Origin of the sequence: Streptomyces roseirectus (genome assembly GCF_014489635.1) — a bacterium.
GTDB classification, from domain to species: domain Bacteria; phylum Actinomycetota; class Actinomycetes; order Streptomycetales; family Streptomycetaceae; genus Streptomyces; species Streptomyces roseirectus.
In genome coordinates this window covers 1,991,642-2,015,257 of the sequence record NZ_CP060828.1, presented here as the reverse complement: position 1 = coordinate 2,015,257, position 23,616 = coordinate 1,991,642, and the positions used below count along the sequence as shown (strand labels likewise).

Sequence of the window (23,616 nt, the reverse complement as noted above, 5' to 3'; positions counted from 1 at the left end):
CCGCCGCCCGCCCGGCACTTCACCGGTACAGCCCCTCCACCTCCCCCGCGAAGTCCCCCAGGATCCGCTCCCGCCGCAACGTCCCCACCGGCGTCAGATGCCCCGCCGCGAGGTCCCCCGGCAGCACCGCGAACCTGCGGATGCCGGCGCCGGTCGCCGCGTTCGCCTCGTCCACCGCCGCCTGTAGCACCTCCCGCAACTCGGCGTCGCCCAGCAGCAGTTCGTACGGTGTGGCGGTGCGCTTCTCGGTCCGGCGCCAGTGCGTGAGGCCCGCCGGGGAGAGGGTCAGCAGGGCGGCGACGTAGGGGCGGGCGTCGCCGACCAGGACCGCGCGGGAGACCAACGGGTGGGCCCGCAGCCGGTTCTCGGCCGCCACCGGCGCCACCCGGGTGCCGTCCAGCAGCGTCAGCGTGTCCGCGCGCCGCCCGGCGACCACCAGATACCCCTCCTCGTCGAGATGCCCGAGGTCACCGGTCGGCAGCCAGCCGCCCGGCGCCGCCGGCAGCAGCTTGCTCGCCCCCGGATCCCACCGGCCGTGCAGGACATGGCCGCCCGACACCAGGATCTCGCCGTCCCCGGCGATCCTCACCGCCGTCCCCGGCAGCGGCTGGCCCGCCGTCCCGAGCCGGGGCCGCAGCGGCGGGGCCAGCGTCGCGATGCCCGTCGCCTCGGTCAGCCCGTACGTCTCGAACACCGGGACGCCCGCGCCCGTGTAGAACGCCGCCAACTGCCGCCGCAGCGCCGCCCCGCCGCACACCACGTGCCCGACCCGCCCGCCCAGCGAGGTACGCAGCCGGCGGTACACGCCCTGGTCGTAGACGGCGCGTGCCGCCCGCAGCGTCCGCCCCGGACCCTCGCCCCGGCCCAGCCGCTGACGCTGCTCCGCCTCCCCGAACCGGGCCGCGATACGCGCCGACCGGTCGAACGCCGTCAGCTTCCCCGACTCCTGGGCCCTGGCCCGCAGATGACCGAACAGGCTCTCCAGCGCGGTCGGCGCCGCGAACAGCGCCGTCGGCCTGAACTCCTCAAGCAGCGGCAGCAGTTCCTCCGCCGCCGTGGACGGCGCGTGCCCCGCCCGCACCCGCGCCCGCACACAGGCCAGCGCCGCGACCCGCCCGAAGACGTGCGCGAGCGGCGCGCACAGCAGCACCGAAGTGTCCTTGCCCGCCGCCGACTTGAGCGCCGGGAACAGCAACTCCACGACGTTGTCGACCTGCGCGAAGAAATTGCCGTGGGTCAGCGCGCACGCCGTGGGCCGGCCCGTCGTCCCCGACGTGTAGACCAGCGACGCCGGCGTCCCCGGGCCGAGCATCCCGCGCCGCACCCCGACCTCCCCGTCCGGCACGTCCGCGCCCAGCGCCGCGAGATGCGCCAGATTCCCCCGCTCGATCACCCACACGCGCCGCAGCCCCGCCTCCTGGCCGACCGCCGCCTGCGCCACGCTGTCCGCCACCAGCGCCGCCGCCCCCGAGTGCCGCAGCACCCACTGGATACGGCGCGGCGAGAACCCCGGGTGCACCGGCACCGTCACCAGCCCCGCCGCCCACGCCGCGAAGTCCGTCAAGGTCCACTCGTACGAGGTACGCGCCAGCACCGCGATCCGGTCACCCGGCGAAAGTCCTTCCGCGATCAGCCCCTTGGCGAGCGCCGTGACCTCCCCGGCGAACCGCTCCGCCGTCACGTCCGTCCACCTCCCGTCCCCCGCACGCCGGCTGAACACCACATCGCCGGGCGCGCGCGTCGCGTTGTCGAACGGCAGGTCCGCCAGCGACCCGTACCCCACCGCGGGCACCAGCGCGGGCACCGACACCTCCCGGACCGCGCCCTCCCCGTCCCGGACGATCTCCGGCCGCACGACCGGCGTTTCGATCCCGTCGATCAGGGTGGACGCGAGCGGATAGAGCGAGGACACGGGCGGCTCCGGACTGCGAAAAGAGCGGTGGGGGGTGAACGGGCGGCGACGACACGCCCGGGGCGGGGAGTGGATCGTACGGGCGCCGTGTGGTGAACTCGTGCGGTTACCAGGGGTATTGGAAGGTGACGGGCCGGTACGACAGGGCGCAGACCGCAAACTCCGAGCACATTCCGATGCGGCTCTGATGCGGCTCTGAGAAAAGGGTGCCGGACGCGGAAATTCGGTGGTGAACGCTTTCGCCGCTTCTCTACGCTGTGCGGGCCCCGTACAGGACGTCGAGGAAAGATCCGGAGGTGTGCGTCATGACTGCTTTCCAGGCGGGTGTGTCCCGCGGCAACCAGGTGTTCTGCTCCACTTCCGCGGTCGTCGGCTGACAGTCAAGACGCGCTGAGCGCGCTGCCGGGGCCGCCCTTGTGAAGGGTTTCCCTTGAGTTTCTCCGCTTTTCCCGACGTTTCGCCCGCCGGAACGTCTCCTTCCGATGCCCTCCCGCATCCGCTCGCCGCCTACGGGTGGGACACGGGCTGGGAGGACGCGTTCGCGTCCCACCGGGCGACGGGCGCCGTCCTCGGGCGCGTGGTGCGCGTCGACCGGGGGCTGTGCGACGTCGTCACCGCCGAGGGCGTCGTGCGCGCCGACACCGAGTTCGTCGTGCCGCGCGATCCGATGAAGGTCGTGTGCACCGGGGACTGGGCCGTCGTCGACCCCGCCGGGCAAGACCCGCGCTATGTACGGGAGTTGCTGCCCCGGCGGACCGCGTTCGTGCGGTCCACCTCGTCCAAGCGGTCCGAGGGACAGGTCCTCGCCGCCAACGTCGACCACGCCGTGATCGCCGTCTCGCTCGCCGTCGAACTCGATCTCGGGCGCGTGGAACGGTACCTGGCGCTCGCCTGGGAGTCCGGCGCGCGGCCCGTCGTCGTCCTCAGCAAGGCCGACCTCGTCGGGGACCCCGTCGTCCTCGCGCACCTCGTGCGGGACGTCGAGACCACCGCGCCCGGGGTGCCGGTGCTGACCGTCAGCGCGCACACCGGCGAAGGCGTCGACCACCTCAACTCCCTTGTCCGGCGCGGCACTTCCGTCCTGCTCGGCGCCTCCGGGGCGGGCAAGTCGACGCTCGCCAACACGCTCGTCGGCGTCGATGCCATGGACGTCCGGGCCGCGCGCGACGTCGACGGCAAGGGGCGGCACACCACGACCACCCGCAACCTCCTCACCCTCCCCACCGGGGGCGTCCTCATCGACACCCCCGGACTGCGCGGCGTCGGCCTCTGGGACGCGGGCGGCGGGGTCGGGCAGGTCTTCTCCGAGATCGAGGAACTGGCCCGTGACTGCCGCTTCCACGACTGCGCCCACGATGCCGAGCCCGGCTGCGCGGTCCTGGCCGCCGTCGAGGACGGCGCGCTCGCCGTGCGGCGGCTGGACAGCTACCGCAAGCTCGTCCGCGAGAACGAGTGGATCGTCGCCAAGTCCGACGCCCGGCTACGGGCCGAGATCCGACGTGAGTGGAAGGCGAAGGGGGCGGAGGGGCGGGCCAGGCGGGCGGCCAAGCGGGGGTGGGAGGTGTAAGCCCCGCCCCCCGAACCCCATGTCGGATTTCCGCCAGCCCCGGGCCCCCGTACCGCTCACACTGGACGGTACGAGGGCCCGGCGCGGGCCGACCGACCTGAGGAAGCGCGATGAGCACGTACACCCGGATCCCCAGCCCCCTCGGCGAGCTGATCCTCACCGCCGACCCCGACGGCGCCCTCACCTCCCTCTCCGTGCCGGGCCAGAAGGGCGGACGCGTCCCCGAACCGGGCTGGCGAGAGGACACCGGCCCCTTCCGGGACGTCCGGATCCAACTCGACGCCTACTTCGCCGGCGACCTCAAGGAGTTCGACCTCACCCTGCGTGCCTCGGGCACCGCGTTCCGCGAGCGCGTCTGGGCCGCCCTGGACGACGTCCCCTACGGCACGACCGTCACATACGGCGAGATCGCCGCCCGCATCGACGCCTCACGCGCCGCCGTACGCGCCGTCGGCGGCGCGATCGGGGCCAACCCCCTGCTCATCCTGCGCCCCTGCCACCGCGTGATCGGCGCGGACGGGACACTGACGGGGTACGCGGGCGGACTGGAACGAAAGGTGAGCCTGCTGACGCTGGAGGGCAGCCTGTGACGTCACGCCCAGCAGGCTGACACGCTCCAGCCCCAGGCGTTGTTGTTGTAGACGTAGAACCAACCGTTGCCGTTCGTTGTCCCGCAAGCGGTGTACCGGTCGCCCAGGGTGACGCTGTTTGAGCCACAGGCCCACGTCTCCCCCTTCAGGGCAGTGGTCACCAGACGGGAACCGGTATCGCGCTCGGCGCGGATGGACACGTTTTCCCTTGCTGTCGCCTTGAAGTCGGTACAGGCCGTGTTGGTCCTGAGCTGGGGTGAGCCGTCCGCCGCACCGGCAACTCCCGGAAGGGCAAGGCCGACGGTGGCGGCGACCGCCAGCGTGACAGTCAGCCTCGATCGCGTGATCTTTCCCATTTGAGCCCCCTTTGATCGGCTTGTGTGTAGTGAGCACCGATAAGTAGCGCCCGAGTTCCGCACCCCGTCAAGCGCCCCTGCACGAGGTTGACCTGAGTTCAACGCGCTCACCCCCACACCACCGCCCCCACCCACGCCCCCGCGATCAGCAGACACGTGAACAGTTCCGTCAGGACGCTCCAGCCGCCCGCCCGCAGCACCGTCCGGACGGACGACCGCGCCGCCCTGTCGTCGCCCAGCCGCAGCCGCTCGCTGAGCCAGGCGCCGCCGACGAAGCCGGGGAGCGCGCCGAGGACGGGGAGCAGGACGAAACCGAGGACGGCGCCGAGCCCGGCGTACACCGCCATCCGGGGACTCGCGCCGCTGCCCCGCAGCCGGCGCGGCGGCAGGGCCCAGCGGACGACCTGCGCGAGCAGCAACGCGGACGTCGCCCCGACCAGCACCGCCCACGCGACCGGCTGGGGGTCCTTCAGCGCCCACCACAGGACCCCGGCCCACACGAGCCACGACCCCGGCACGCCGGGCACCAGTACTCCGCACAGGCCGAGCAGGATGACCAGGCCGACCGGCAGGAGTTCCCACGCTCCCATCTGCCCAGGGTGCCCGAGCCCCGGACGCCGCGCAGGTCAGACGGGCGTTCACAGCCGGCTGCCAGGTGACTCCCGCACACTCGCGACGCCGGGCGGCCCTCCCGTGGGGGGTGGGGTCGTCCGGCGTCCCGCTTCCCGGGCGCGTGTTCGAGTGAACCCGTGACACGCCGTGCGATCCGTTCCCCATGGCTCGCATTTTCCCGTTGCCCCGTTTTCTTCCGGCCCGCGCGGTGGACAATTAGGGGCATGAGCCAGCAGGGGGGAAGTCCCATCGGTCACCAGGACGACTGGTGGGGGCAGTTGTACGACGACACCGCCGACGACACCGGCCCCACCACCACCCCGGACTCCCTGGACGACCGCTTCGCCTCGGCCTCCGGCACGGTCAACCCGGGCACGGCGACGGTACCGGGGCCACGCGACCCGTCCGGCCCCTTGACGCCGGCCGACCATGGGGACGAGGTCACAGGGGACGCCGGGTACAAGGCCGCCGGGGACGCGGACATCGAGCCCATCGCCGGGAAACCGGCCAGCCCCGCCCGGAAGGCGTACCCGCGCACGCCGAGCCCCACCGAGGACGACCACCCGGCAGAGGACGCGCGAGCCGAGGACGCCCGAATCACCCCGCCGCAAGCGGACGCCGGCCCCGGAGCAGACGTCCGCGACACCCCGCCGCGAGCGGACGCCGGGCCCGAGGAGCCGGACGACACGGTCCACCTCACCCCGGTCCGCCGCACCCCGCCCGCGACGCCTCAGCCGACCTCGCCGCCTCCCGCGCCGTCCGGCCCCGCCGCCTCGGCACGCCCCACCCCGCCGGCCTCCGCCCCACCCGAGCCGACCCCGTCCGCCCCGCCCCACCCCAGCGCCTCGCCGCGACCGGCTCCACCGGAGCAGGCCCCGCCCAGGCCGGGCACCTCACCCCGCCCCGTCCCGCCTCACCCCGCCGGACCGCCGCAGCCGGTCCCGTCACAGCCGTCGCCGCCCGAGCCCGCAGCCTCGCCGCGACCGGCCCCGCCGGAGTCGGCCCCACCGCGTCCCGTCACCCCGCCACGTCCCGCTGCTTCTCCCGGCCCTGCCGCACCTCGCCCCGTCGCTGCGCCCGAGCCTGCCGCACCTCGCCCCGTCGCTGCGCCCAAGCCCGCCGCACCTCGCCCCGCCACCGAGCCCAAGCTCGCCGCACCTCGTCCTGTCACCCCACCCGAGCCAGCCTCACCTCGCCCCGCCACCGAGCCCGCGCCCGCCTCACCCCCGCCCCCTTCCCCCCGCGCCCCCTGGGAACCCCCGCCCGAGACCCCCACCGGACCCACGACCTTCCCGCCCGGCCCCCTCCCCCCGGGCTTCGCCGAGCGCCCCGAGCCGCCCGCCCCGGAGACCGAGGCGCCGGCCGCAGCCCCTCCGCCGCGCCCCGCCCTCAAGGAGTACGTCGGTTCGGGCCCGCCCACCTACGACGCCAACCCCACCGCCCTGCCCCTGGCCGACCCGGACGCGCTGGACGACCTCGTCGCGGACACCGTGCTGGACGGCGCCCGGTACGGGAGCGGGACGGTCCGGGCGGTGTCGCTGCGCGGCGACTCCGCGAGGTACCGGGGCGAGCCGAGGCGCGACGCGCTGTTGACGGCACGGTTCGGGTACGGGGACCAGGCGCTGGTGCTGATCGCGATGGCGACCGGCGCGCGGGCGACCGTCGGGGCGCACCGGGCGGCGGCCGAGGTGTGCCGGTGGATCGGCCGCGCGGTGGGCCGCAGCCACGTGCGGCTCGCGGAGGACATCCGCGCGGGCCGGCGCGGCGACCTGAAGTCCGGTCTGCACCGCCTCACCGACCGCAGCCTCGGCCGACTGCGCGCCGGCGCCGCCGAACAGGGCCTCGCTCCCCAGGAGTACACGGCGACCCTGCGCTGTCTCCTCCTCCCCGCCGACCCCGAGTGCCGCACCCGCGTCTTCTTCGGCGTCGGCGACGGCGGCCTGTTCCGCCTGCGCGGCGGCGAGTGGCAGGACATCGAACCGGCGGCGGGCGAGCCCGCGAGCGACCCCGAACGTCCCCTGCCGGGCGCGGCGGCGGGCCCGTACGCGCAGGACCCGGCGTCCGGCCCCTACCCACCGGAGTCCACCACCCCCTACGACCAGCTCCCGCCCCCCGACCCCTTCCGCTTCCGCACCTCCCTCGCCCGCCCCGGGGACACCCTGCTGATGTGCACCTCGGGCCTGGCCGACCCCCTGCGGGGCGAGCTGGAGTTCGCCGGTCACCTCACCGCCCGCTGGTCCGGCGCCCCCGCCCCCGGCCTCGCGGAATTCCTCGCGGACGTCCAGATCAGGGTGAAGGGCTACGCGGACGACCGGACAGCGGCGGCCGTCTGGGAGACGTGAGCGTGCGCCCGCGACGTCAGTACTCGCGCGGGCGCCAGCCCCGGTCCAGGGTGTCGTACTCGTACCTCGGCAGGTGCGCGATGGCCGTCGTGCGGAACGGGGTGCCCGCGTCGTCGATCCGGACCGTGCCCGTCCTGCCCTGCGATGACCAGTCCAGCTCCAGGTACCAGGAGCAGTCGCAGCCCGCCGTCCGCGCCGACACCAGCAGCACCTCCGGGTCCTTCGCCGAGACCCGGTAGGGGAAGCTGACGGCCGGGAGGACGGTGCCGGCGTCGTTGCCCGGCATCGAGCGGGCGATCGGGCGGTCCTTGTCCAGGTCGACGGCGAACTCGCGGGGCGTGAGGGAGCCGCCGCAGCCCTGGTCCGTGGCGTACGCGTTGCCGGGGGCGGGCGCCGTGCGGGTCACCACCCGCACGCGCAGCGCCTCCAGGACGACCGCCGTCTCCGAACGGCCCTGGACGGTGATCCGGACCATCGTCTCCTTCCCGTGCAGGGCACCCTCCGCCGCCGCCCAGGCCCGCGCGTCCTGGGACATCGGGGGCGGGGGCACCTGCGCGGGCGGCCGGTCGACCACGTAGTAGTGCGCGCAGCCGTTCGCCCACACATGCGAGTCGGCGGTCCAGGTGAGCGGCGTCCCGGCGAAGGAGGGCTTACCGGCGGACGGAGAAGCGGAGCCACCCCCACCGCTCCCACCGTTCCCGCCGGGTGAGGGCGAGGCCCCCTTCGCGGACGGCGACGGCGACGGCGACCCGGACGCCCCGGGGCTCCCACTCGGCGCCGCACTCGCACTCGGCGACCCACCCCCCGGCGTGACGACCACCCCCGGCACCTCCTCCCCACCCTGCGCCGTCACCCCCGGAGGCACATCCCGCCGCCCATCCGGCAACGCGGCCAACGTCCCGACCGTCGCGGCGACGACACAGGCGACGGCCCCGAAGACGGCGGCCCGCCGCCGATACCAGGGACGGGCGCGAGCCGGCACGGCGTCATGCACGACGGGGTCATCGGCGGACGGGGAGTGCGCACCGGAGCCGGAGGAGGCAAAGGCATCGGTCTCACCGACACCGGGTCCCCCTGGACTCGCCTCGCTCACACTGCCCTCGGCGTCGACCTCCGCCCGACCCTCACCCCGGCCACCCGCCCCGGCGCCTGCGCCCCCCTCGCCCTCCGATCCGCTCACGCCCGCCTCGGCGTCAGCCACCGCACCGGCCCCGTCGCCCACCCCGCCTCCGGCGTTGAGGTCCGCCCCGCTCTTTACCCCCTCTGCCCCCTCCGCTCCCTCCTCCCTGCGTCCCCGCCCCTGCCTCTCCTCCACCGCCAGCAGCCACAGGCGGTGGAGTTCCAGGCGTTCCGCCGGGCTCGCGCCGCAGAAGCCCGCGAGGCGTTCGACGGGGGCGAAGTCCTGGGGGACGGCCTCGCCGGCGCAGTAGCGGTGGAGGGTGGAGGTGTTCATGCCGAGGCGGCGCGCGAGGGAGCCGTAGCTGCGGTCGGTGCGGGACTTCAGGTCGCGCAGATGGGCCGCGAAGGTTGCCGCGTGCTGGCCGCTGGTCACCGTTCCCCCGGTTCGCCGGGCCCGGGACGGTATCCCAGGCACTCATGTAACTGCACGTCAGCCGGGGTGGGATGGTTCCATCCCCGGCGGACGGGCGGTGCCGCTTGCCCCGGTCCGCCGTGACCCGTGATGCTCGTGGTGTCGCACCGAACGGCCCCGCCGGGACCCGACCCGTCCCGACCGAAGGTACGCCGAGGTGCGCCGAGTTCACATCCACGTACGACACCCACGGGGGACCACTCATGCGCACTCGCGTCCACGCGGCCGTGCTCACCGCACTCTCCGCCGCCTGCCTCACCGTCGTCACGGCGACGGCCGTCCCGGCGGCGGCGAACCCCGCGCCGCCCGGATTCCTCGCGCCGGGCGACCTCCCGCCGCACGCCTCGTCCGCCTGGACGGCCGGCCCGGTCACCGCGGGCGTGCCCGAGGAGATCGAGGTGGACACCTGCCTCGGCATGGCGCTGGGCGGCGGCGACGCCACCTGGCACCGCACCTTCCGCACCGAACTCGACACCGGCGCCGTCCAGGTGAGCGTCGTCCTGCCCGACGAGCGTGCCGCCAAGGGCCGTTACGCGCGCATCGAGAAGGACATCCGCACCTGTGCGGCCCGCATCGAGGACAAGTACCCGGACGTCCAGGCCGAGTTCAAGGACTACGGCGCCGTCAAGGTCGAGGAGGGCGCGCACGTCTTCGGCCTGCACACCGTCGGCGACTGGGGCGCCACGGACGTCCGCCTCCTCGGCGTCGGCCGCGACGGCACCCGGGTGACGGTCGTCGACTGGGGCGAGCTGGGCTCGTTCGCGAACGCCCCGGTGAAGGCGTTCAAGAAGACCACCGTCACGGCGGTGAACAAGCTGCGCTGACCATCCGAAAACCGGGGCCGCCCTCACGCATGGGGGACGAGAGGGCGGCCCCGTACCTCCCCCCACGCCACCCCGTTCACCTCGCCGGTTCCGAGCCGCCTCCGGGACCGTCGCCTCGGAGCGGAGCCGTCCGAATCTCCGCCCACCGGAACCGGGTCCCGGCACGCCGGCCGCGCCCCCTTCGCCGTCGCCCGCGGCCCCCGTCCCCCTTCCCGCCTCACCGTTCACGTTCCCTTCACCCCCGTGTGAGCAGCACCGGGACCCCGGCCGCACCAGATCGCCTCGGGTGGGCGCGGTGGTTTTTGGCCAAGTTGGGCGGAGTGCGGGGCAGTCGGGGCCGACGGGTGGCTCCGGGTGGGATACGCCGGGTTCGGGAGGGGGCGGTCGACGGTGGGGACCGGGTCGCGCGCGGGGGTGCGTAGACCGCGGGGGCGGGGGCGGCGGAGAACGGGTGCGGTACCCCGTTCGCGCTCGGCTATACGTCGCGGGGGGACCCGGTGTCGCCGAAGACGCGGCGGAGAAGGCCCTTGGCATATGCCGGGGGCCCTTGTGGGCTGGTCAGAGGCGCGACGGCGGGCGCGGCACGCGGTGCCGGGAACATGGCCGAACATCCGGCGGCCCCGCGGCCGCGCAGGACTGCGGGCGGCCGCACGGGGCATGGATCCCCGTGAACGTGTTCGAGCAGGAGGGAAACCGACATCGGCGCGCGGGCGGGGGTCATGAAAAGGCAGGCACGAGGGGGCGGTCCCATGGCGATCGGGGCCTCCTCGGCGACACCGCAGGCGCCGCGCTCCCCACAGGGACACGCGGCGCGGACAGGCGAGAACCCGGACGACACGGGGCAGTTGAGGTGCCACCTGGGACGCGCGGACCTGGCCGCGATCCCCGAGGCCCGGCACGCGCTCAGGGAACTCCTGCGCAACTGGGGCAAGCCAGGACGCTCGGCCATCGCGGAGCTGCTGACCAGCGAACTGGTCACCAACGCGCTGCTCCACACCGACGACGACGCGGTCCTGACGGCGACGGTCGGCCCGGACGGACTCCGGGTGGAGGTACGGGACTTCGTCCCCCAGCTCCCCACCCCGAGGGCCCCCCACCCCGACGACGGCACCCACGGCCGGGGCCTCCTCCTCGTCCAGTCCCTCGCGGACGCCTGGGGGGTACGCCGGCACGGCATCGGCAAGGCGGTCTGGTTCGAACTGGACGCGGACGCCGCCTAGTTCACCGGCGGGCAGGACAACGGGGCGGGGGCGCGGCCCTGTTGGAAGGTCGCGCCCCCGCCCCGAGGTGCTTCACGGCTCACGCCGTGACGTGCTCATGGTGCGGCGTGAGCCGCTGCTCCAGATCCTCGCTCAGCCGAACTGCTGCTCCAGATCCTTGAGCTTGCGCTCCAGCGAGTCCAGCCGGGGCAGCGCCATGGTGTCGTCCTCGGCCGTGAGGTCGACGGTCGACGTGGACGCGGCGGAGGCGCTGGGCGCCTCCGCCCCGGGACGGACGGGCGAGAGCGAGGGACGCTGACGGACGGGAAGCTGCTCCGGCGCGGCGGAGGCCGCTATGGCAGGCTCCGAAGTGCCGCCGCCGACCCGCTCAAGAGCGACCTCCGGCGGCGCCTCCATCGGCCGGCCACCCCGCCCCGGAAACCCCCGGTGCCCCCGGCTGATCGCCTTGAGCTGGGCCTTCTCCACGCGCTGCTGCTCACGCCGCAGCCGCTTGGCCTCCTCCTTGCGCGCCTTGTCGTCGCGCACCTCGTCGACCGCCTCGTCGAGGCTGCGGACGTTCTCCAGGAGCATCAGCGACCACGCCTTGTACGTCTCGCGCGGCGCCCTTATCCAGCGCACGACCCGGATCTGCGGCAGCGGACGCGGCACCAGACCCTGCTCGCGCAGCGCGGAACGGCGGGTCTGCTTCAGCGCGCGGTCGAAGAGGACGGCGGCGGACAGGGACATCCCGGCGAAGAACTGCGGGGCGCCGTCGTGACCGAGGCCCCGGGGTGCGTGCACCCAGTTGAACCAGGCGGCGGCACCGGCGAACGTCCACACCAGTATCCGGGAGCCGAGCGCCGCGTCACCGTGGCTCGCCTCGCGGACCGCGAGGACCGAGCAGAACATGGCCGCGCCGTCGAGGCCGAGCGGGACGAGGTACTCCCACCCGTTGGAGAGGCCGAGGTTCTCTTGGCCGAAGCCGACCAGCCCTCGGTAGGAGAGCGCCGCGGCGACGGCGGCGCAGCAGAAGAGCAGGGCGTAGGAGGCCATGCCGTAGAACGCTTCCTTGCGCCTACGCCGCTCCTCGCTGCGCTCCCAGGAGTCGTCCTTCGCATGCTCCCCGCCGGACCGCTTGCTCCGCGCGAGCACCGCAATCGCCGCCAGCAGGCCCAGGAGCAGTACGGCGCCCGGAAGCAGCCAGTTCAGCGATATGTCGGTCAGTCTCATCTGGAGTCCCTTGCATTGGGATAGGGCGTATCGCCCGCCATAGTGGCCCAATCCCACCGGCCCTCAAGGGGGTTTCGGGACAAGAGGCCGCCAAGGAGGTGCAAGGGGATGCCCACGGCGACGTTCTGCTCGAACTGCTGCTTGAGCGGCGGGAGTTGAGTTCGAACAAGACTACCCGTACGGATGGTTCCACGGAAAGTTCCCGCGGCTCGTGAGGAAATTGTGAATCCCCTGTGACCGTACGGCTGTCCCGTTCGGCGATGATCTTACGACAGCACCGGACGCGCCCCGAACCAAGGGGGCGTCAACTCGCCGTGGCGGCCGTGAGCTTGGCGATCCGCTCGGCGTCACAGGTGCGCGGACAGGTCACGCAGGGGTCGTCCGCGTCGATCGTGTAGTACATGCAGCAGCTCGCCCGGTCCCGCGTCGGCAGCGCCTGACCGTCCGGGCCGGTGAGTTCACGGAACGCCGCCGTCCCGACGTACGGGCGCGTCGCCCCCGGCAGCAGCAACTCCAGTTCGCGCCGGGCCCGTTCCTTCTCCTCGTCACCGAGGAGCGCGGCGACGTACCAGACGCCCTCGACGATCTCGTCCGTCACCGTCGCCCACAGCGCCCGCCCCCGCCGCCGCATCCGGGGGCCGAACCCGGCGAGCAGCGGCTCGTGGTGCTCGGCGACGGCCGACCGCAGCTCCGCCCGCAGTGCCTCCTCGTCCGGCACGACCCGTGCGCCCGGGTGCGCCGCCGCGGGGTCGCCCGGCAGACACGCGAACGAGTCCGGCGTACGCACCGCGAGGCGCATGCCGTCGGTGCGGTCGTAGGAGACATGCGTCACGGGGAGGCGGGGGACCCTGCGGTGCAGGAACCAGGGGATCGTGAACAGCAGACAGGCCGGCCAGGAGTAGCGGTGCAGGCCGAAGCTCGCGACCACGTCCGGGCGGCCCTTCTTCCCGTGGTCCCGCAGCACCTGGGCGTCGTCCCAGGCGAGGAATCGTGCCAGCTCGGCGCCGCCCTCGGCGAGTCCCGCGGCCGACACCCAGCCGCCGCCCGACGGCGCCGGCTCACCCTCCCCGACGTGCCGCACCGTGACGCTCGGGCAGACCTCCGTGAGGCGGGCGTAGGCGTCGTGCGTGACGGGCGGGGGAGTGGGCATGCCGGGGCCACCGATCCACGAGGTTTGTAGGTAAGCCTAACCTTATCCATGGTCGTTGGGATTTGAACTGACCGCCAGTGGGCCTAAGGTGCTTGACGGACGAGTAACAACCGGTCGTAATGGCCCCAAGTACCGACAAGCCCGGAGGAGACCCTCGTGAACCAGGCCCCACAGGGCTCCGCCGAGTCGTACGGCAGCGCCGCCGCGCGCTTACAGGGGGGTGCGCCGTACGGGTGTGCCGCCGAACGCCGGACGACGGTGCCGCAGCAAGGTGCTCCGCAGGACGCCGTGTCTCAGGGTTCCGCCCGTGGTGAGCACACCCACAGTGAGGTGCCCATTCCCTCGCCCCGGCCCGTCGTCCAGCGGGCCTCCGTCCGGGGGCAGATCCTCGACGCGTTGCGCACCGCGCTGGTCTCCGGTGAGCTGCTGCCCGGTGAGGTGTACTCCGCGCCCGTCCTCGGCGAGCGGTTCGGGGTCTCCGCGACGCCCGTGCGGGAGGCCATGCAGCAGCTCGCGCTCGAAGGGGCCGTCGAAGTCGTCCCCAACCGGGGGTTCCGGGTCGTCGAGCGGGGGGCCCGTGAGCTCGCCGAGCTGGCCGAGATACGCGGGCTCATCGAAGTGCCGGTGATACTCCGGCTCGCGCGGACCGTTTCCCCCGAACGCTGGGCCGATCTGCGGCCGTTGGCCGACGCGGGCGTCCACGCGGCGGCCTCCGGCTGCCGGGCCACCTATGCCGAGGCCGACCGCGCCTTCCACGGCGCGCTCCTCGGCTACGCCGGCAACGGTCAACTCGTCCGCATCGCCGAGGACTTGCACTGGCGTGCGCTGCCGGGGCGGGGGGATCTCATGGCCGACGCGGTGGGACATGTGCGGTTGGTGGACGCGTTGGTGGGGCGGGACTTGGAGATGGTGAGGGTTCTGGTGGGTGAGCATTTCGCGGGGTAGGGGGGAGGGGGTTCGGTGGTGTGCCGGGTGCGGGTTGGATGTGGCTGGTCGCGCAGTTCCCCGCGCCCCTGAAAACGCCGGGGCACCCCGCCGTCTTTTGCTTTTAGGGGCGCGGGGAACTGCGCGATCGGCCCCCACCCGCCCGCACCCGACCTACGACGCGTCCTTCACCGCCCCCAACTGCCGGGCCAGCCACGTCGGTACGCCCCCCAGGAGCTGGAACAACCGCCGCGCCTCCTCCCGCAGCCGTGACGCCTCCGGCTCGGTCTCCGCGTCGGCCAGCGAGGCCAGCGCGGGGGCGGTCCCCACCAGGTACCCCAACTCCTCCCGCAGCCGCAGGGATTCGGCGAAGCCGTGCCGCGCCTCGGCCAACTCGCCCTCGCGGAGGGCGAGTCCGGCGAGATGGCGCCACGTGGACGACAGGAGAAGGGTGTCGGACGCGTCCGAGGCCGCCGCATGGGCCCGGCGGTACGCGGCCCGCGCGGACTGCGGCGAGCGGGACAGGTTCTCGGCGAGCAGCCCGCGCCGGTAGTCGAGCAGCCCCCGCAGCGCACTCCCCGGAGGGACGAGCGCGGCGGTGCGCCCGAGCGCGGCCCGCGCCTCGTCCGTGCGGTCACGCACCCCGTGGATCGTGGACGCGTAGGCCAAGTACCCGCGTTCACAAGCGGCGGCGCCCCGCTCGGCGTCCGTGTGGGCGAGCGCTTCGGCGGCCCGCAGCGCGTCCTCCGCGTCGGCCCACCCCTGCTCCGTGTAGAGGCACCGCTCGACCAGGAGCGAGGCCCGCTGGAGCGAGCCGGACGGCGTATCGGGAGGCAGCAGTGCCACCGCGTCGGCCCAGCAGGCGCGCGACCGCAGCCGCCACACCGCGGTCTGGAGGGGATCGTCACCAGGAGTCGTTCCGTAACCAGACATGGCGGTGTGCGCCACGTTGCCCTCCCCGAGCACGCCATCGAGCTGTTGAGTGAGTGGTGGCCGCATCTCAGCACGGATCCTGGCACGGGGCCAAGGGGGCGGGTGAAGGATTTCACAAAGTCGGGGGAAGTCGGTGCGCCGGGGTTTGGACGGCCGTGCGTCAGTTCATGCGCAGCGCCAGGAAGAAGTCGAGCTTGTCCTCCAGCTTCGCGAGGTCACGACCCGTCAACTGCTCGATCCTGCCCACCCGGTAGCGCAGTGTGTTGACGTGCAGGTGGAGCCGGGACGCGCACCGCGTCCAGGAGCCGTCGCAGTCGAGGAACGCCTCCAGCGTCGGGATCAGCTCGGCGCGGTGGCGCCGGTCGTACTCGCGCAGCGGGTCCAGCAGCCGGGCGGTGAACGCGCGGCGCACGTCGTCCGGGACGAACGGCAGCAGCAGGACGTGCGAGGCCAGCTCCTGGTGTCCGGCCGCCGACACCGGACCCGGACGCGCCGCCGCGACCCGGCGGGCGTGCCGCGCCTCCTCCAGCGCCCCGCGCAGCCCCTCCGCCGAGTGGACGGCCGCGCTGACGCCCAGCGTGAGCCGCCCCTCCCCGTCGAGCCCGGTGGCCAGCGGCTCGCGCACGGCGTCCAGGAGGGCGTCCGCGAGGACACCGGCCTCCGAGCCGTCGTGCTCGCTCGACACCGACGGCAGCGGCACCAGCGCGACCGCCTCCTCGCCGGTGTGCGCGACGGCGATCCGCTCGGCGGGCTCGACTCCGGCCGTGAACCGGCCGACCAGGATCTCCTCCAGCAGGGCCTGCGCGACGGCGCCGGTCCCGCCGTCCCCGTCACCCCACTCGCCGCGCCCGGCACCGGCCTCGGAGCCCGGCGCGCGTCCCGCACCCGGGTCCGCCCACTCCACGCGGGCCACCACCACCTGCCAGTGCGGCGCGGCCCCCACCCCCGGCAGCAGCACGGGGGCCGCCACCCGCAGGCGGGCGGCGATCTCCGGCGGGGCCGCGCCCGTCTGGACGAGTTCGAGGAGTTCCTGGGCGAGCCGGCGCCGTACCGTGCGGGCCGCGTCGCGGCGGTCGCGTTCGACGGCGATCAGCTGGGTGACGCCGTGCAGGAGGTCCATGCGCTCGTCGGGCCAGTCCCCGGCGTCCGCCTCGACGGCCAGCAGCCAGTCCGCGAGGGCCGTCTCCCGGATCGCGCGCGGCGACTGCGCGGGCCGCCCGCCGCCCCGGACGGGGAACAGGGAGTACGTCACCGCGCCGACCTGCACGCGCTGCGGCCCGCGCCGGCCGGTGCGCGCCGCCGCGAGGTGTTCGGCCGCGAGCCGGGTGCGCGCCTCCTGCGGCAGCGGGGCCCCCTTGGCGCCCGAGACGAGCCGCCCGGTCGGCGACAGCACCCACGCCCGCAGGTCCAGGTCGGAGCCGAGCAGGTCGAGGACGACCTCGGGGCCCCCGCCCGCGGGACCGGCCGTCATCATCCGCCGGTGCCGGTCGACGACCGCCGCGAGGTCCCCGGCGCGCTCGCCCGACACCTGCCGCACGACGTGCTCGGTGACCGCCGCGAACGACACCGACTCGTCGACCCGGAGCAGCGGCAGCCGGTGCTTCGCGCACGCCACGACCAGGTCCTCCGGCACCTCCCCGAACTCGGCGGTGCCCGCCGCGAGCGCGACGACCCCGGCCTGCACGAGATGCCGGACGAACGGCTCCGAGTCGGCGGCGTCCCGGCGCCAGGCGAGCCCCGAGAGGACCAGTTCGCCGCCGGAGAGGTAGCGGCTCGGGTCGCGCAGGTCGGTCGTCATGACCCCGCGCACGGTTCGTTCCAGTTCGTCCCCGCCGCCGAGCAGCCTGAGGCCCAGCGCGTCGGTGTCCAGCAGTGCGCGCAGCCGCATGGTTCGTCGCCGCCGTTTCCGTGTCTCGAAATCTACGATGGAGGTCGGGAATCGCTTCCCGTGTTTCCCCGTGTTTCAGCGGGAAGTCAGGGAGGTTTCTGTGGTCTTCTGTTCATACGAATCTACAAGATGACCGCTGCGACCAGCCAACTCCTTCGGAGATTCGGTGACTGACCCGGCCGGAGCGGCGGCTTGTGTACTGGCCGTGAACCCCGTGAACAACACCTGAACACGGCAAGATCCGGACGGGAGACCCGGTCATGGACTTCCTTCGCCCCGCCGGCTGGGATGAGGCGCTTGCCGCGAAGGCCGAGCACCCCACCGCCGTACCCATCGCGGGCGGCACCGACGTGATGGTCGAGATCAACTTCGACCACCGCCGCCCCACACACCTGCTCGATCTGACCCGCATCGGCGACCTGTACGAGTGGGAGACCGGCGAGGACTCCGTACGGCTCGGCGCCTCCGTCCCCTACACGCGGATCATGGAGCACCTGCGCACCGAACTGCCCGGCCTCGCCCTGGCCGCGCACACCGTCGCCTCCCCGCAGATCCGCAACCGGGGTGGCGTCGGCGGCAACCTCGGCACCGCCTCCCCGGCCGGGGACGCCCACCCCGCGCTCCTCGCCGCCGGAGCCGAGGTCGAGGTCGAGTCGGTGCGCGGCAGCCGCCGCATCCCCATCGACGACTTCTACACCGGCGTCAAACGCAACGCCCTCGCCCCCGACGAACTGATCCGCGCCGTGCACGTCAAGAAGGCGGACGGCCCCCAGCAGTACGCCAAGGTCGGCACCCGCAACGCGATGGTCATCGCCGTCTGCGCCTTCGGCCTCGCCCTGCACCCCGAGACCCGGACCGTGCGCACCGGCATCGGCTCCGCCGCCCCGACCCCCGTCCGGGCCAAGGCCGCCGAGGAATTCCTCGCCGCCGCACTGGACGAGCACGGCCTCTGGGACGACGGCCGGATCGTCACCCCCTCGCTGGCCAAGGAGTTCGCGAACCTCTGCGCCGCCGCCTGCAACCCCATCGACGACGTACGCGGCACCGCGAGCTACCGCCGCCACGCGGTCGGCATCCTCGCCCGCCGCACACTGACCTGGACCTGGGAGTCGTACCGGGCCTCTCTTCGGAAAGGGGGCGTCGCGTGATGCGCGTCAACCTCACCGTCAACGGACGGCCGCAGCAGGCCGACGACGTCTGGGAGGGCGAGTCCCTGCTCTACGTCCTGCGTGAACGGCTCGGACTGCCGGGCTCCAAGAACGCCTGCGAACAGGGCGAGTGCGGATCCTGCACGGTCCGCCTCGACGGCGTCCCCGTCTGCGCCTGTCTGGTCGCGGCGGGACAGGCCGAGGGCCGGGACGTCGTCACCGTCGAAGGACTCGCCTCCCGCGAGGGTGAACTCGCCCCGATCCAGCAGGCGTTCATCGACGCCGGCGCCGTCCAGTGCGGCTTCTGCACGCCGGGGCTCCTGGTCGCCGCCGACGAGATGCTCCAGCACAACCCCAGCCCCTCCGACGCCGACATCCGCGAGGCGCTGTCCGGCAACCTGTGCCGCTGCACCGGCTACGAGAAGATCATGGACGCCGTACGCCTCGCGGCGGCCCGGCAGGGAGAGTGACCATGCCCCGCACGACCCCCGCCGGACTCACCCAGGGCACCCCCACCAAGGGCGGCGTCGGCGAATCGACCCTCCGCCCGGACGGCACCCTCAAGGTCACCGGCGAGTTCGCCTACTCCTCGGACATGTGGCACGAGGACATGCTCTGGGGCCAGCTCCTGCGCTCCCCGGTGGCCCACGCGGACATCGTCTCCCTCGACGTCTCCGAAGCGCTGGCCCTGCCCGGCGTGCACGCCGTCCTGACCTACGACGACCTGCCCACCGACGTCCGCCACTACGGCCTGGAGGTCCAGGACACCCCCGTCCTCGCCCACGGCAAGGTCCGCCACCACGGCGAACCCGTCGCCCTCGTCGCCGCCGACCACCCCGAGACCGCGCGCCGCGCCGCCGCGAAGATCCGCGTCGAGTACCGCGAACTCCCCGTCGTCACCGACGAGTCGTCCGCGACCGCGCCGGACGCGGTGCTGGTGCACGAGAACCGTACGGACCACCACGCCGGACACGTACCTCATCCGAACGTGCTGCACCGGCAGCCGATCGTCCGGGGCGACGCCGCCGAGGCCGCCCGGCGGGCCGACGTCGTCGTCACCGGCGAGTACGTCTTCGGCATGCAGGACCAGGCGTTCCTCGGCCCCGAGTCCGGGCTCGCCGTGCCCGAGGAGGACGGCGGCGTCCACCTCTACATCGCCACCCAGTGGCTCCACTCCGACCTCCGCCAGATGGCGCCCGTCCTCGGGCTGCCGCCGGAGAAGGTCCGGATGACCCTCGCGGGCGTCGGCGGCGCCTTCGGCGGGCGCGAGGACCTGTCGATGCAGATCCACGCCTGCCTGCTCGCCCTGCGCACCGGCAAGCCGGTCAAGATGGTCTACAACCGCTTCGAGTCCTTCTTCGGGCACGTCCACCGCCACCCCGCGCGGCTGACGTACGAACACGGCGCGACCCGCGACGGCAAGCTCACCCACGTCAGGGCCCGGATCGTCCTCGACGGCGGCGCGTACGCCTCCGCGAGCCCCGCCGTCGTCGGCAACGCGGCCTCCCTCGGGGTCGGGCCCTACGTCGTCGACGACGTCGAGATCGAAGCGCTCGCCCTCTACACCAACAACCCGCCCTGCGGCGCGATGCGCGGCTTCGGGGCGGTGCAGGCGTGCTTCGCGTACGAGGCCCAGATGGACAAGGTCGCCGCCGAACTCGGCATGGACCCCGTCGAGTTCCGGCGCCTCAACGCGATGGAACAGGGCTCGCGGCTGCCCACCGGGCAGGTCGTCGACTCCCCGGCGCCGGTCGCCGAACTCCTGCGCCGTGTCAAGGCGTTGCCGATGCCGCCGGAGCGGCAGTGGGAGAGCAGCGAGGGCGTCGACGTACGGCAGCTGCCCGGCGGACTGTCCAACACGACGCACGGCGAAGGGGTCGTGCGCGGGGTCGGGTACGCGGTCGGCATCAAGAACGTCGGGTTCTCGGAGGGTTTTGACGACTACTCAACCGCTCGTGTCCGCCTCGAAGTCGTAGGGGGAGAGGCGGTCGCCCTCGTCCACACCGCCATGGCCGAGGTCGGGCAGGGCGGGGTGACTGTACATGCGCAGATCGCCCGGACCGAGCTGGGCGTCTCGCAGGTGACCATCCATCCCGCCGACACGAGGGTCGGCAGCGCCGGTTCGACGTCCGCGTCCCGGCAGACGTACGTCACCGGCGGGGCGATCAAGCACGCCTGCGAGTTGGTCAGGGAACGGGTGCTGGAGCTCGGGCGGCGCAGGTTCGGGTCGTACCACCCCGCCTGGGCCCACGCCGAGCTGCTGCTCGAAGGGGGCAAGGTCGTCACCGACGGCGGCGAGGTGCTGGCCGACCTCGTCGACGTCCTCGGGGACGAGGCCGTCGAACTGGAACGGGAGTGGCGCCACCGGCCCACCGTCCCGTTCGACCTGCGCACCGGGCAGGGCGACGGGCACGTCCAGTACAGCTTCGCCGCGCACCGGGCCGTCGTCGAGGTCGACACCGAGCTGGGGCTCGTCAAGGTGATCGAGCTGGCCTGCGCGCAGGACGTGGGCAAGGCGCTCAACCCGCTGTCCGTCGTCGGGCAGATCCAGGGCGGTACCGCGCAGGGGCTCGGGATCGCCGTCATGGAGGAGATCGTCGTCGACCCCGTGACGGCGAAGGTGCGCAACCCCTCCTTCACGGACTACCTGATCCCGACGATCCTCGACACCCCGACCATCCCCGTCGACGTGCTCGAACTCGCCGACGAGCACGCGCCGTACGGGCTGCGGGGGGTGGGGGAGGCGCCGACCCTGTCCTCGACGCCCGCCGTCCTCGCGGCCGTGCGCGCGGCCACGGGGCTTGAGCTGAACCGGACGCCGGTCCGGCCGGAACACCTCACCGGGACGGCGTGATGCTCGACATCGCCGGGGAGCTGAGCCGCTGGGCGGAGGAGGGGCGGGACTTCGCCGTCGCGACCGTCGTCGCCGTCAGCGGGAGCGCGCCCCGGATGCCGGGCGCCGCGCTCGCCGTCGACGCCGACGGGGTCGCTGTCGGGTCCGTGTCCGGGGGGTGCGTCGAGGGGGCCGTGTACGAGCTGTGCCGGGAGGCGCTGCGCAGTGGTTCGGCGGTTGTCGAGCGGTTCGGGTACAGCGACGACGACGCGTTCGCCGTGGGGCTGACCTGCGGGGGTGTCATCGATGTGCTGGTGACGCCGGTGCGGGGGGTCGAGGTGGGGGCGGTGCGGGCGGTGGCTGCGGGGGAGTGTTTGGCGCTGGCGCGGGTGGTGCGGGGGCCGTCCGAGGTGGTGGGGCGGGCGCTGGTGGTGCGCGGGGACGGGGGCTGGGAGGGGTCTCTCGGTGCCGCTGGGGGCGCGCTTGACCGGGCGGTCGTCGCCGAGGTGCGGGCGTTTCTCGATGCCGGGCGGACCGGGACGCTGGAGGTGTTGCGGTGCGCTGTGCCGTTGACGTTGCTGGTCGAGTCGTCCGTGCCGGCGCCCCGGATGATCGTGTTCGGGGCGATCGACTTCGCGTCGGCGCTCGTGCGGGTCGGGAAGTTCCTCGGGTACCACGTCACGGTGTGCGACGCGCGGCCCGTCTTCACGACGCGGGAACGCTTCCCGGAAGCCGACGAGGTCGTTGTCTCCTGGCCCCACGAGTACCTGGCCCGCACCGAGGTGGACGGCCGGACTGTCCTGTGCGTTCTCACGCACGACGCGAAGTTCGACGTGCCGTTGCTTCGGCTCGCCCTGCGGTTGCCTGTCGGGTACGTCGGGGCGATGGGCTCCCGCCGGACCCACCTCGACCGGTTGACCCGCCTCCGTGAAGTCGGCGTGACCGAACCGGAGTTGTCCCGCCTCCACTCCCCGATCGGGCTCGACCTCGGCGCGCGTACCCCCGAGGAGACGGCCCTCTCCATCGCCGCGGAGATCATCGCGGAACGCAGGGGCGGGAGCGGGGTGTCACTTACCGGGGCTCACACGCCCATCCACCATGAGCCTCCGTCGGGGGTGCCGGTTCGCCCAAGAGCTCGGGTCATGCGCTGAGTTCGGCGGCTGCGGGTCTGTTGTGGCTGGTCGCGCCCACGCGGCGGAGCCGCATATCGAATACAGCCCCGCGCCCCTGAAGTCGGTGAGCCGTATGTCGGCAGGGCCCCGCGCTTCCTTCCGCAGACAAAAGACCACAGCAGCCCGCCTTTTTAGGGGCGCGGGGAACTGCGCGATCAGCCACGACGCTCCCGCACCTGAACGCGGCGCAGCCTCACAGGCCCGCCTTCTCCAGCAGCGTTTCCACCAGGGGGTGGAGGAGGCCCGTCAGATCGTCCGCGCCGATTCCCGCCCTCGCGCTCGCGCCGTCGAAGATCAGGATGAGCTGGCGGGAGAGGAGGTCGGGGTCCGGGGCTCCGCCTTTTTGCGCCTCGGCCCTGAAGTACTTCCGGAGGTTTTCCTTGACGGTGTGGGCGACCTTGCTCGCGGGGTGGTCGGCGGATTTGAGTTCGACCTGGACGGCGAGGAAGGGGCAGCCCTTGTAGTCGGGGGCGGAGGCGTGGGTCTGTACCTGGGTGAAGATGTGGAGGATGCGGTCGCGCGGGGTGTCCTCGGTGTCCGCCGGGGGCAGGAGGTGGGCTGTGTAGGCCGCTGCCCTCGACTGAAGGCTCGCCGCCAGCAACTCGTCCTTGCTGGCGAAGAGTTGGTACATGGAGCGCTTGGACACACCCGCGGCCTTGCAGAGGGCTTCCACGCCGATCCCGACGCCCTGTCGGTAGGAGAGGTCGGCGGCGGCGGCCAGGAGGCGGTCCCGGGTGTCGGGCTTGTCCGTGGTGGTCATGGGGAGAGGTTAATGCGGGGTGGGTCACGGTCCGAACCGGACGCACATCGCTGTAGACCGACCGGTTTCCGAAGTCGAAATCATTGACGGGATCATGCCGGACCTTTATGTTCTGGCCGAAGTTACGAACTACGTTCGAAATTACGGACAAGGGACGGTCCTGTATGCCTCGGATGTATCGCGGCCGGAACCTTCTGGTCCGCGTACTGACGCTGCTCGGCCTGCCGGCCGCCACCGCGCACGTCCTGGAGAGCGCCGGCGCCGACCCGCTCAGCGCCTCCTCCTCGTCCGGCGGCTGTGGCAACGGACGGACCACGCGGGCCCAGAAGTTCACCTGGAACGCCGACGGCACCCCGGACTTCGGCACCCCCGTCGCCACCGGCCCGACCCTCCCCGGCCCCTCCGGCGAGAGCGCCAACACCCCCACCGCCTGCACGCTGGTCGACCGCGACAGCGGCAAGTGCCTCGACGTCAGCGGCGGTTCGAACGCCGACGGGGCGAACGTCCGGCAGTGGACGTGGCTGAACAACACCTGCCGGCAGTGGCGCCTCGTGCCCGCCGCCTGACCCCTTCCTGGAGAACTCC

At 73.4% G+C, this 23,616-nt stretch carries 19 protein-coding genes and 1 pseudogene; 11 read left to right on the top strand and 9 right to left on the bottom strand.

Translation table 11 applies throughout. The features are described 5' to 3' along the window. Positions 1–19: 19 nt before the first annotated feature. Positions 20–1,912 carry an AMP-dependent synthetase/ligase gene (locus IAG44_RS08240; protein ID WP_187746468.1) on the bottom strand — a complete coding sequence of 631 codons (1,893 nt, stop codon included), beginning with the start codon at positions 1,910–1,912 and terminating at the stop codon, positions 20–22. Positions 1,913–2,342: 430 nt separating this feature from the next. On the opposite strand from IAG44_RS08240, the gene rsgA reads away from it, so the two are divergent. Both rsgA and IAG44_RS08230 read left to right on the top strand, forming a co-directional pair. Next, positions 2,343–3,479 carry a ribosome small subunit-dependent GTPase A gene (rsgA, locus tag IAG44_RS08235; protein ID WP_187746467.1) on the top strand — a complete coding sequence of 379 codons (1,137 nt, stop codon included), beginning with the start codon at positions 2,343–2,345 and terminating at the stop codon, positions 3,477–3,479. Positions 3,480–3,589: 110 nt separating this feature from the next. Next, a complete protein-coding gene (locus IAG44_RS08230) occupies positions 3,590–4,069 on the top strand; it encodes a methylated-DNA--[protein]-cysteine S-methyltransferase (protein WP_187746466.1) in 480 nt (159 codons plus the stop codon). 2 nt (positions 4,070–4,071) lie between these two features. Here IAG44_RS08230 and IAG44_RS08225 read toward each other — a convergent pair whose 3' ends face one another. Next, positions 4,072–4,425, bottom strand: coding sequence for a hypothetical protein (locus IAG44_RS08225; RefSeq protein ID WP_187746465.1), 354 nt, complete (start codon positions 4,423–4,425; stop codon positions 4,072–4,074). Between the two features lie 107 nt (positions 4,426–4,532). Then, the gene (locus IAG44_RS08220; RefSeq protein WP_187746464.1) at positions 4,533–5,015 is read right to left on the bottom strand and encodes a DUF456 domain-containing protein; all 483 of its coding nucleotides are present in this window, start codon (positions 5,013–5,015) and stop codon (positions 4,533–4,535) included. 246 nt (positions 5,016–5,261) lie between these two features. Between IAG44_RS08220 and IAG44_RS08215 the strand changes: the two genes are divergently transcribed. Further along, positions 5,262–7,379: a PP2C family serine/threonine-protein phosphatase gene (locus tag IAG44_RS08215; RefSeq protein WP_187746463.1), complete on the top strand. Its 2,118-nt coding sequence runs from the start codon at positions 5,262–5,264 to the stop codon at positions 7,377–7,379. A gap of 16 nt (positions 7,380–7,395) precedes the next feature. Here IAG44_RS08215 and IAG44_RS08210 read toward each other — a convergent pair whose 3' ends face one another. Then, positions 7,396–8,931 (bottom strand): helix-turn-helix domain-containing protein, encoded by a 1,536-nt coding sequence (locus IAG44_RS08210; protein ID WP_246561575.1) that lies wholly within the window; start codon positions 8,929–8,931, stop codon positions 7,396–7,398. Between the two features lie 242 nt (positions 8,932–9,173). On the opposite strand from IAG44_RS08210, the gene IAG44_RS08205 reads away from it, so the two are divergent. Then, the gene (locus IAG44_RS08205) at positions 9,174–9,794 is read left to right on the top strand and encodes a hypothetical protein (protein ID WP_187746461.1); all 621 of its coding nucleotides are present in this window, start codon (positions 9,174–9,176) and stop codon (positions 9,792–9,794) included. A 749-nt stretch (positions 9,795–10,543) separates the two neighbouring features. Beyond that, positions 10,544–11,014, top strand: coding sequence for an ATP-binding protein (locus IAG44_RS08200; RefSeq protein ID WP_246561574.1), 471 nt, complete (start codon positions 10,544–10,546; stop codon positions 11,012–11,014). A gap of 132 nt (positions 11,015–11,146) precedes the next feature. On the opposite strand, the gene IAG44_RS08195 is transcribed toward IAG44_RS08200, so the two are convergent. Both IAG44_RS08195 and IAG44_RS08190 read right to left on the bottom strand, forming a co-directional pair. Next, positions 11,147–12,223 carry a DUF2637 domain-containing protein gene (locus tag IAG44_RS08195; RefSeq protein ID WP_187746459.1) on the bottom strand — a complete coding sequence of 359 codons (1,077 nt, stop codon included), beginning with the start codon at positions 12,221–12,223 and terminating at the stop codon, positions 11,147–11,149. Positions 12,224–12,527: 304 nt separating this feature from the next. Further along, positions 12,528–13,373, bottom strand: coding sequence for a (2Fe-2S)-binding protein (locus tag IAG44_RS08190; protein WP_187746458.1), 846 nt, complete (start codon positions 13,371–13,373; stop codon positions 12,528–12,530). Positions 13,374–13,529: 156 nt separating this feature from the next. On the opposite strand from IAG44_RS08190, the gene IAG44_RS08185 reads away from it, so the two are divergent. Next, on the top strand, positions 13,530–14,318 hold the full coding sequence (locus IAG44_RS08185; protein ID WP_187746457.1) for a GntR family transcriptional regulator: 789 nt from the start codon (positions 13,530–13,532) through the stop codon (positions 14,316–14,318). Positions 14,319–14,471: 153 nt separating this feature from the next. On the opposite strand, the gene IAG44_RS08180 is transcribed toward IAG44_RS08185, so the two are convergent. Then, entirely contained in the window at positions 14,472–15,245 is a 774-nt protein-coding gene (locus IAG44_RS08180; RefSeq protein ID WP_187746456.1) for a hypothetical protein, read from the bottom strand. A gap of 145 nt (positions 15,246–15,390) precedes the next feature. Further along, positions 15,391–17,118: a PucR family transcriptional regulator gene (locus IAG44_RS08175; RefSeq protein ID WP_187746455.1), complete on the bottom strand. Its 1,728-nt coding sequence runs from the start codon at positions 17,116–17,118 to the stop codon at positions 15,391–15,393. 260 nt (positions 17,119–17,378) lie between these two features. Here IAG44_RS08175 and IAG44_RS08170 point away from each other — a divergent pair, with 260 nt between their 5' ends. The 4 genes from IAG44_RS08170 to IAG44_RS08155 are packed head-to-tail and all read left to right on the top strand — an operon-like array spanning position 17,379 to position 22,250. After that, positions 17,379–18,266: an FAD binding domain-containing protein gene (locus tag IAG44_RS08170; protein ID WP_187746454.1), complete on the top strand. Its 888-nt coding sequence runs from the start codon at positions 17,379–17,381 to the stop codon at positions 18,264–18,266. Next, positions 18,266–18,736 carry a (2Fe-2S)-binding protein gene (locus tag IAG44_RS08165; RefSeq protein ID WP_187746453.1) on the top strand — a complete coding sequence of 157 codons (471 nt, stop codon included), beginning with the start codon at positions 18,266–18,268 and terminating at the stop codon, positions 18,734–18,736. The genes IAG44_RS08170 and IAG44_RS08165 overlap by 1 nt, the downstream gene beginning before the upstream one ends. Before the next feature lie 2 nt (positions 18,737–18,738). Beyond that, positions 18,739–21,120, top strand: a complete 2,382-nt coding sequence (locus IAG44_RS08160; RefSeq protein WP_187746452.1) for a xanthine dehydrogenase family protein molybdopterin-binding subunit — start codon at positions 18,739–18,741, stop codon at positions 21,118–21,120. Next, positions 21,120–22,250 (top strand): XdhC family protein, encoded by a 1,131-nt coding sequence (locus IAG44_RS08155; RefSeq protein WP_187746451.1) that lies wholly within the window; start codon positions 21,120–21,122, stop codon positions 22,248–22,250. The genes IAG44_RS08160 and IAG44_RS08155 overlap by 1 nt, the downstream gene beginning before the upstream one ends. A gap of 214 nt (positions 22,251–22,464) precedes the next feature. Here the strand turns inward: IAG44_RS08155 and IAG44_RS08150 are convergent, their stop codons facing one another. Then, complete coding sequence (locus IAG44_RS08150; protein ID WP_187746450.1) at positions 22,465–23,031, bottom strand: TetR/AcrR family transcriptional regulator; 567 nt, start codon at positions 23,029–23,031, stop codon at positions 22,465–22,467. 281 nt (positions 23,032–23,312) lie between these two features. On the opposite strand from IAG44_RS08150, the pseudogene IAG44_RS42935 reads away from it, so the two are divergent. Beyond that, positions 23,313–23,582: pseudogene (locus tag IAG44_RS42935) on the top strand (RICIN domain-containing protein); the annotation flags it as partial. Between the last annotated feature and the right edge of the window lie 34 nt (positions 23,583–23,616).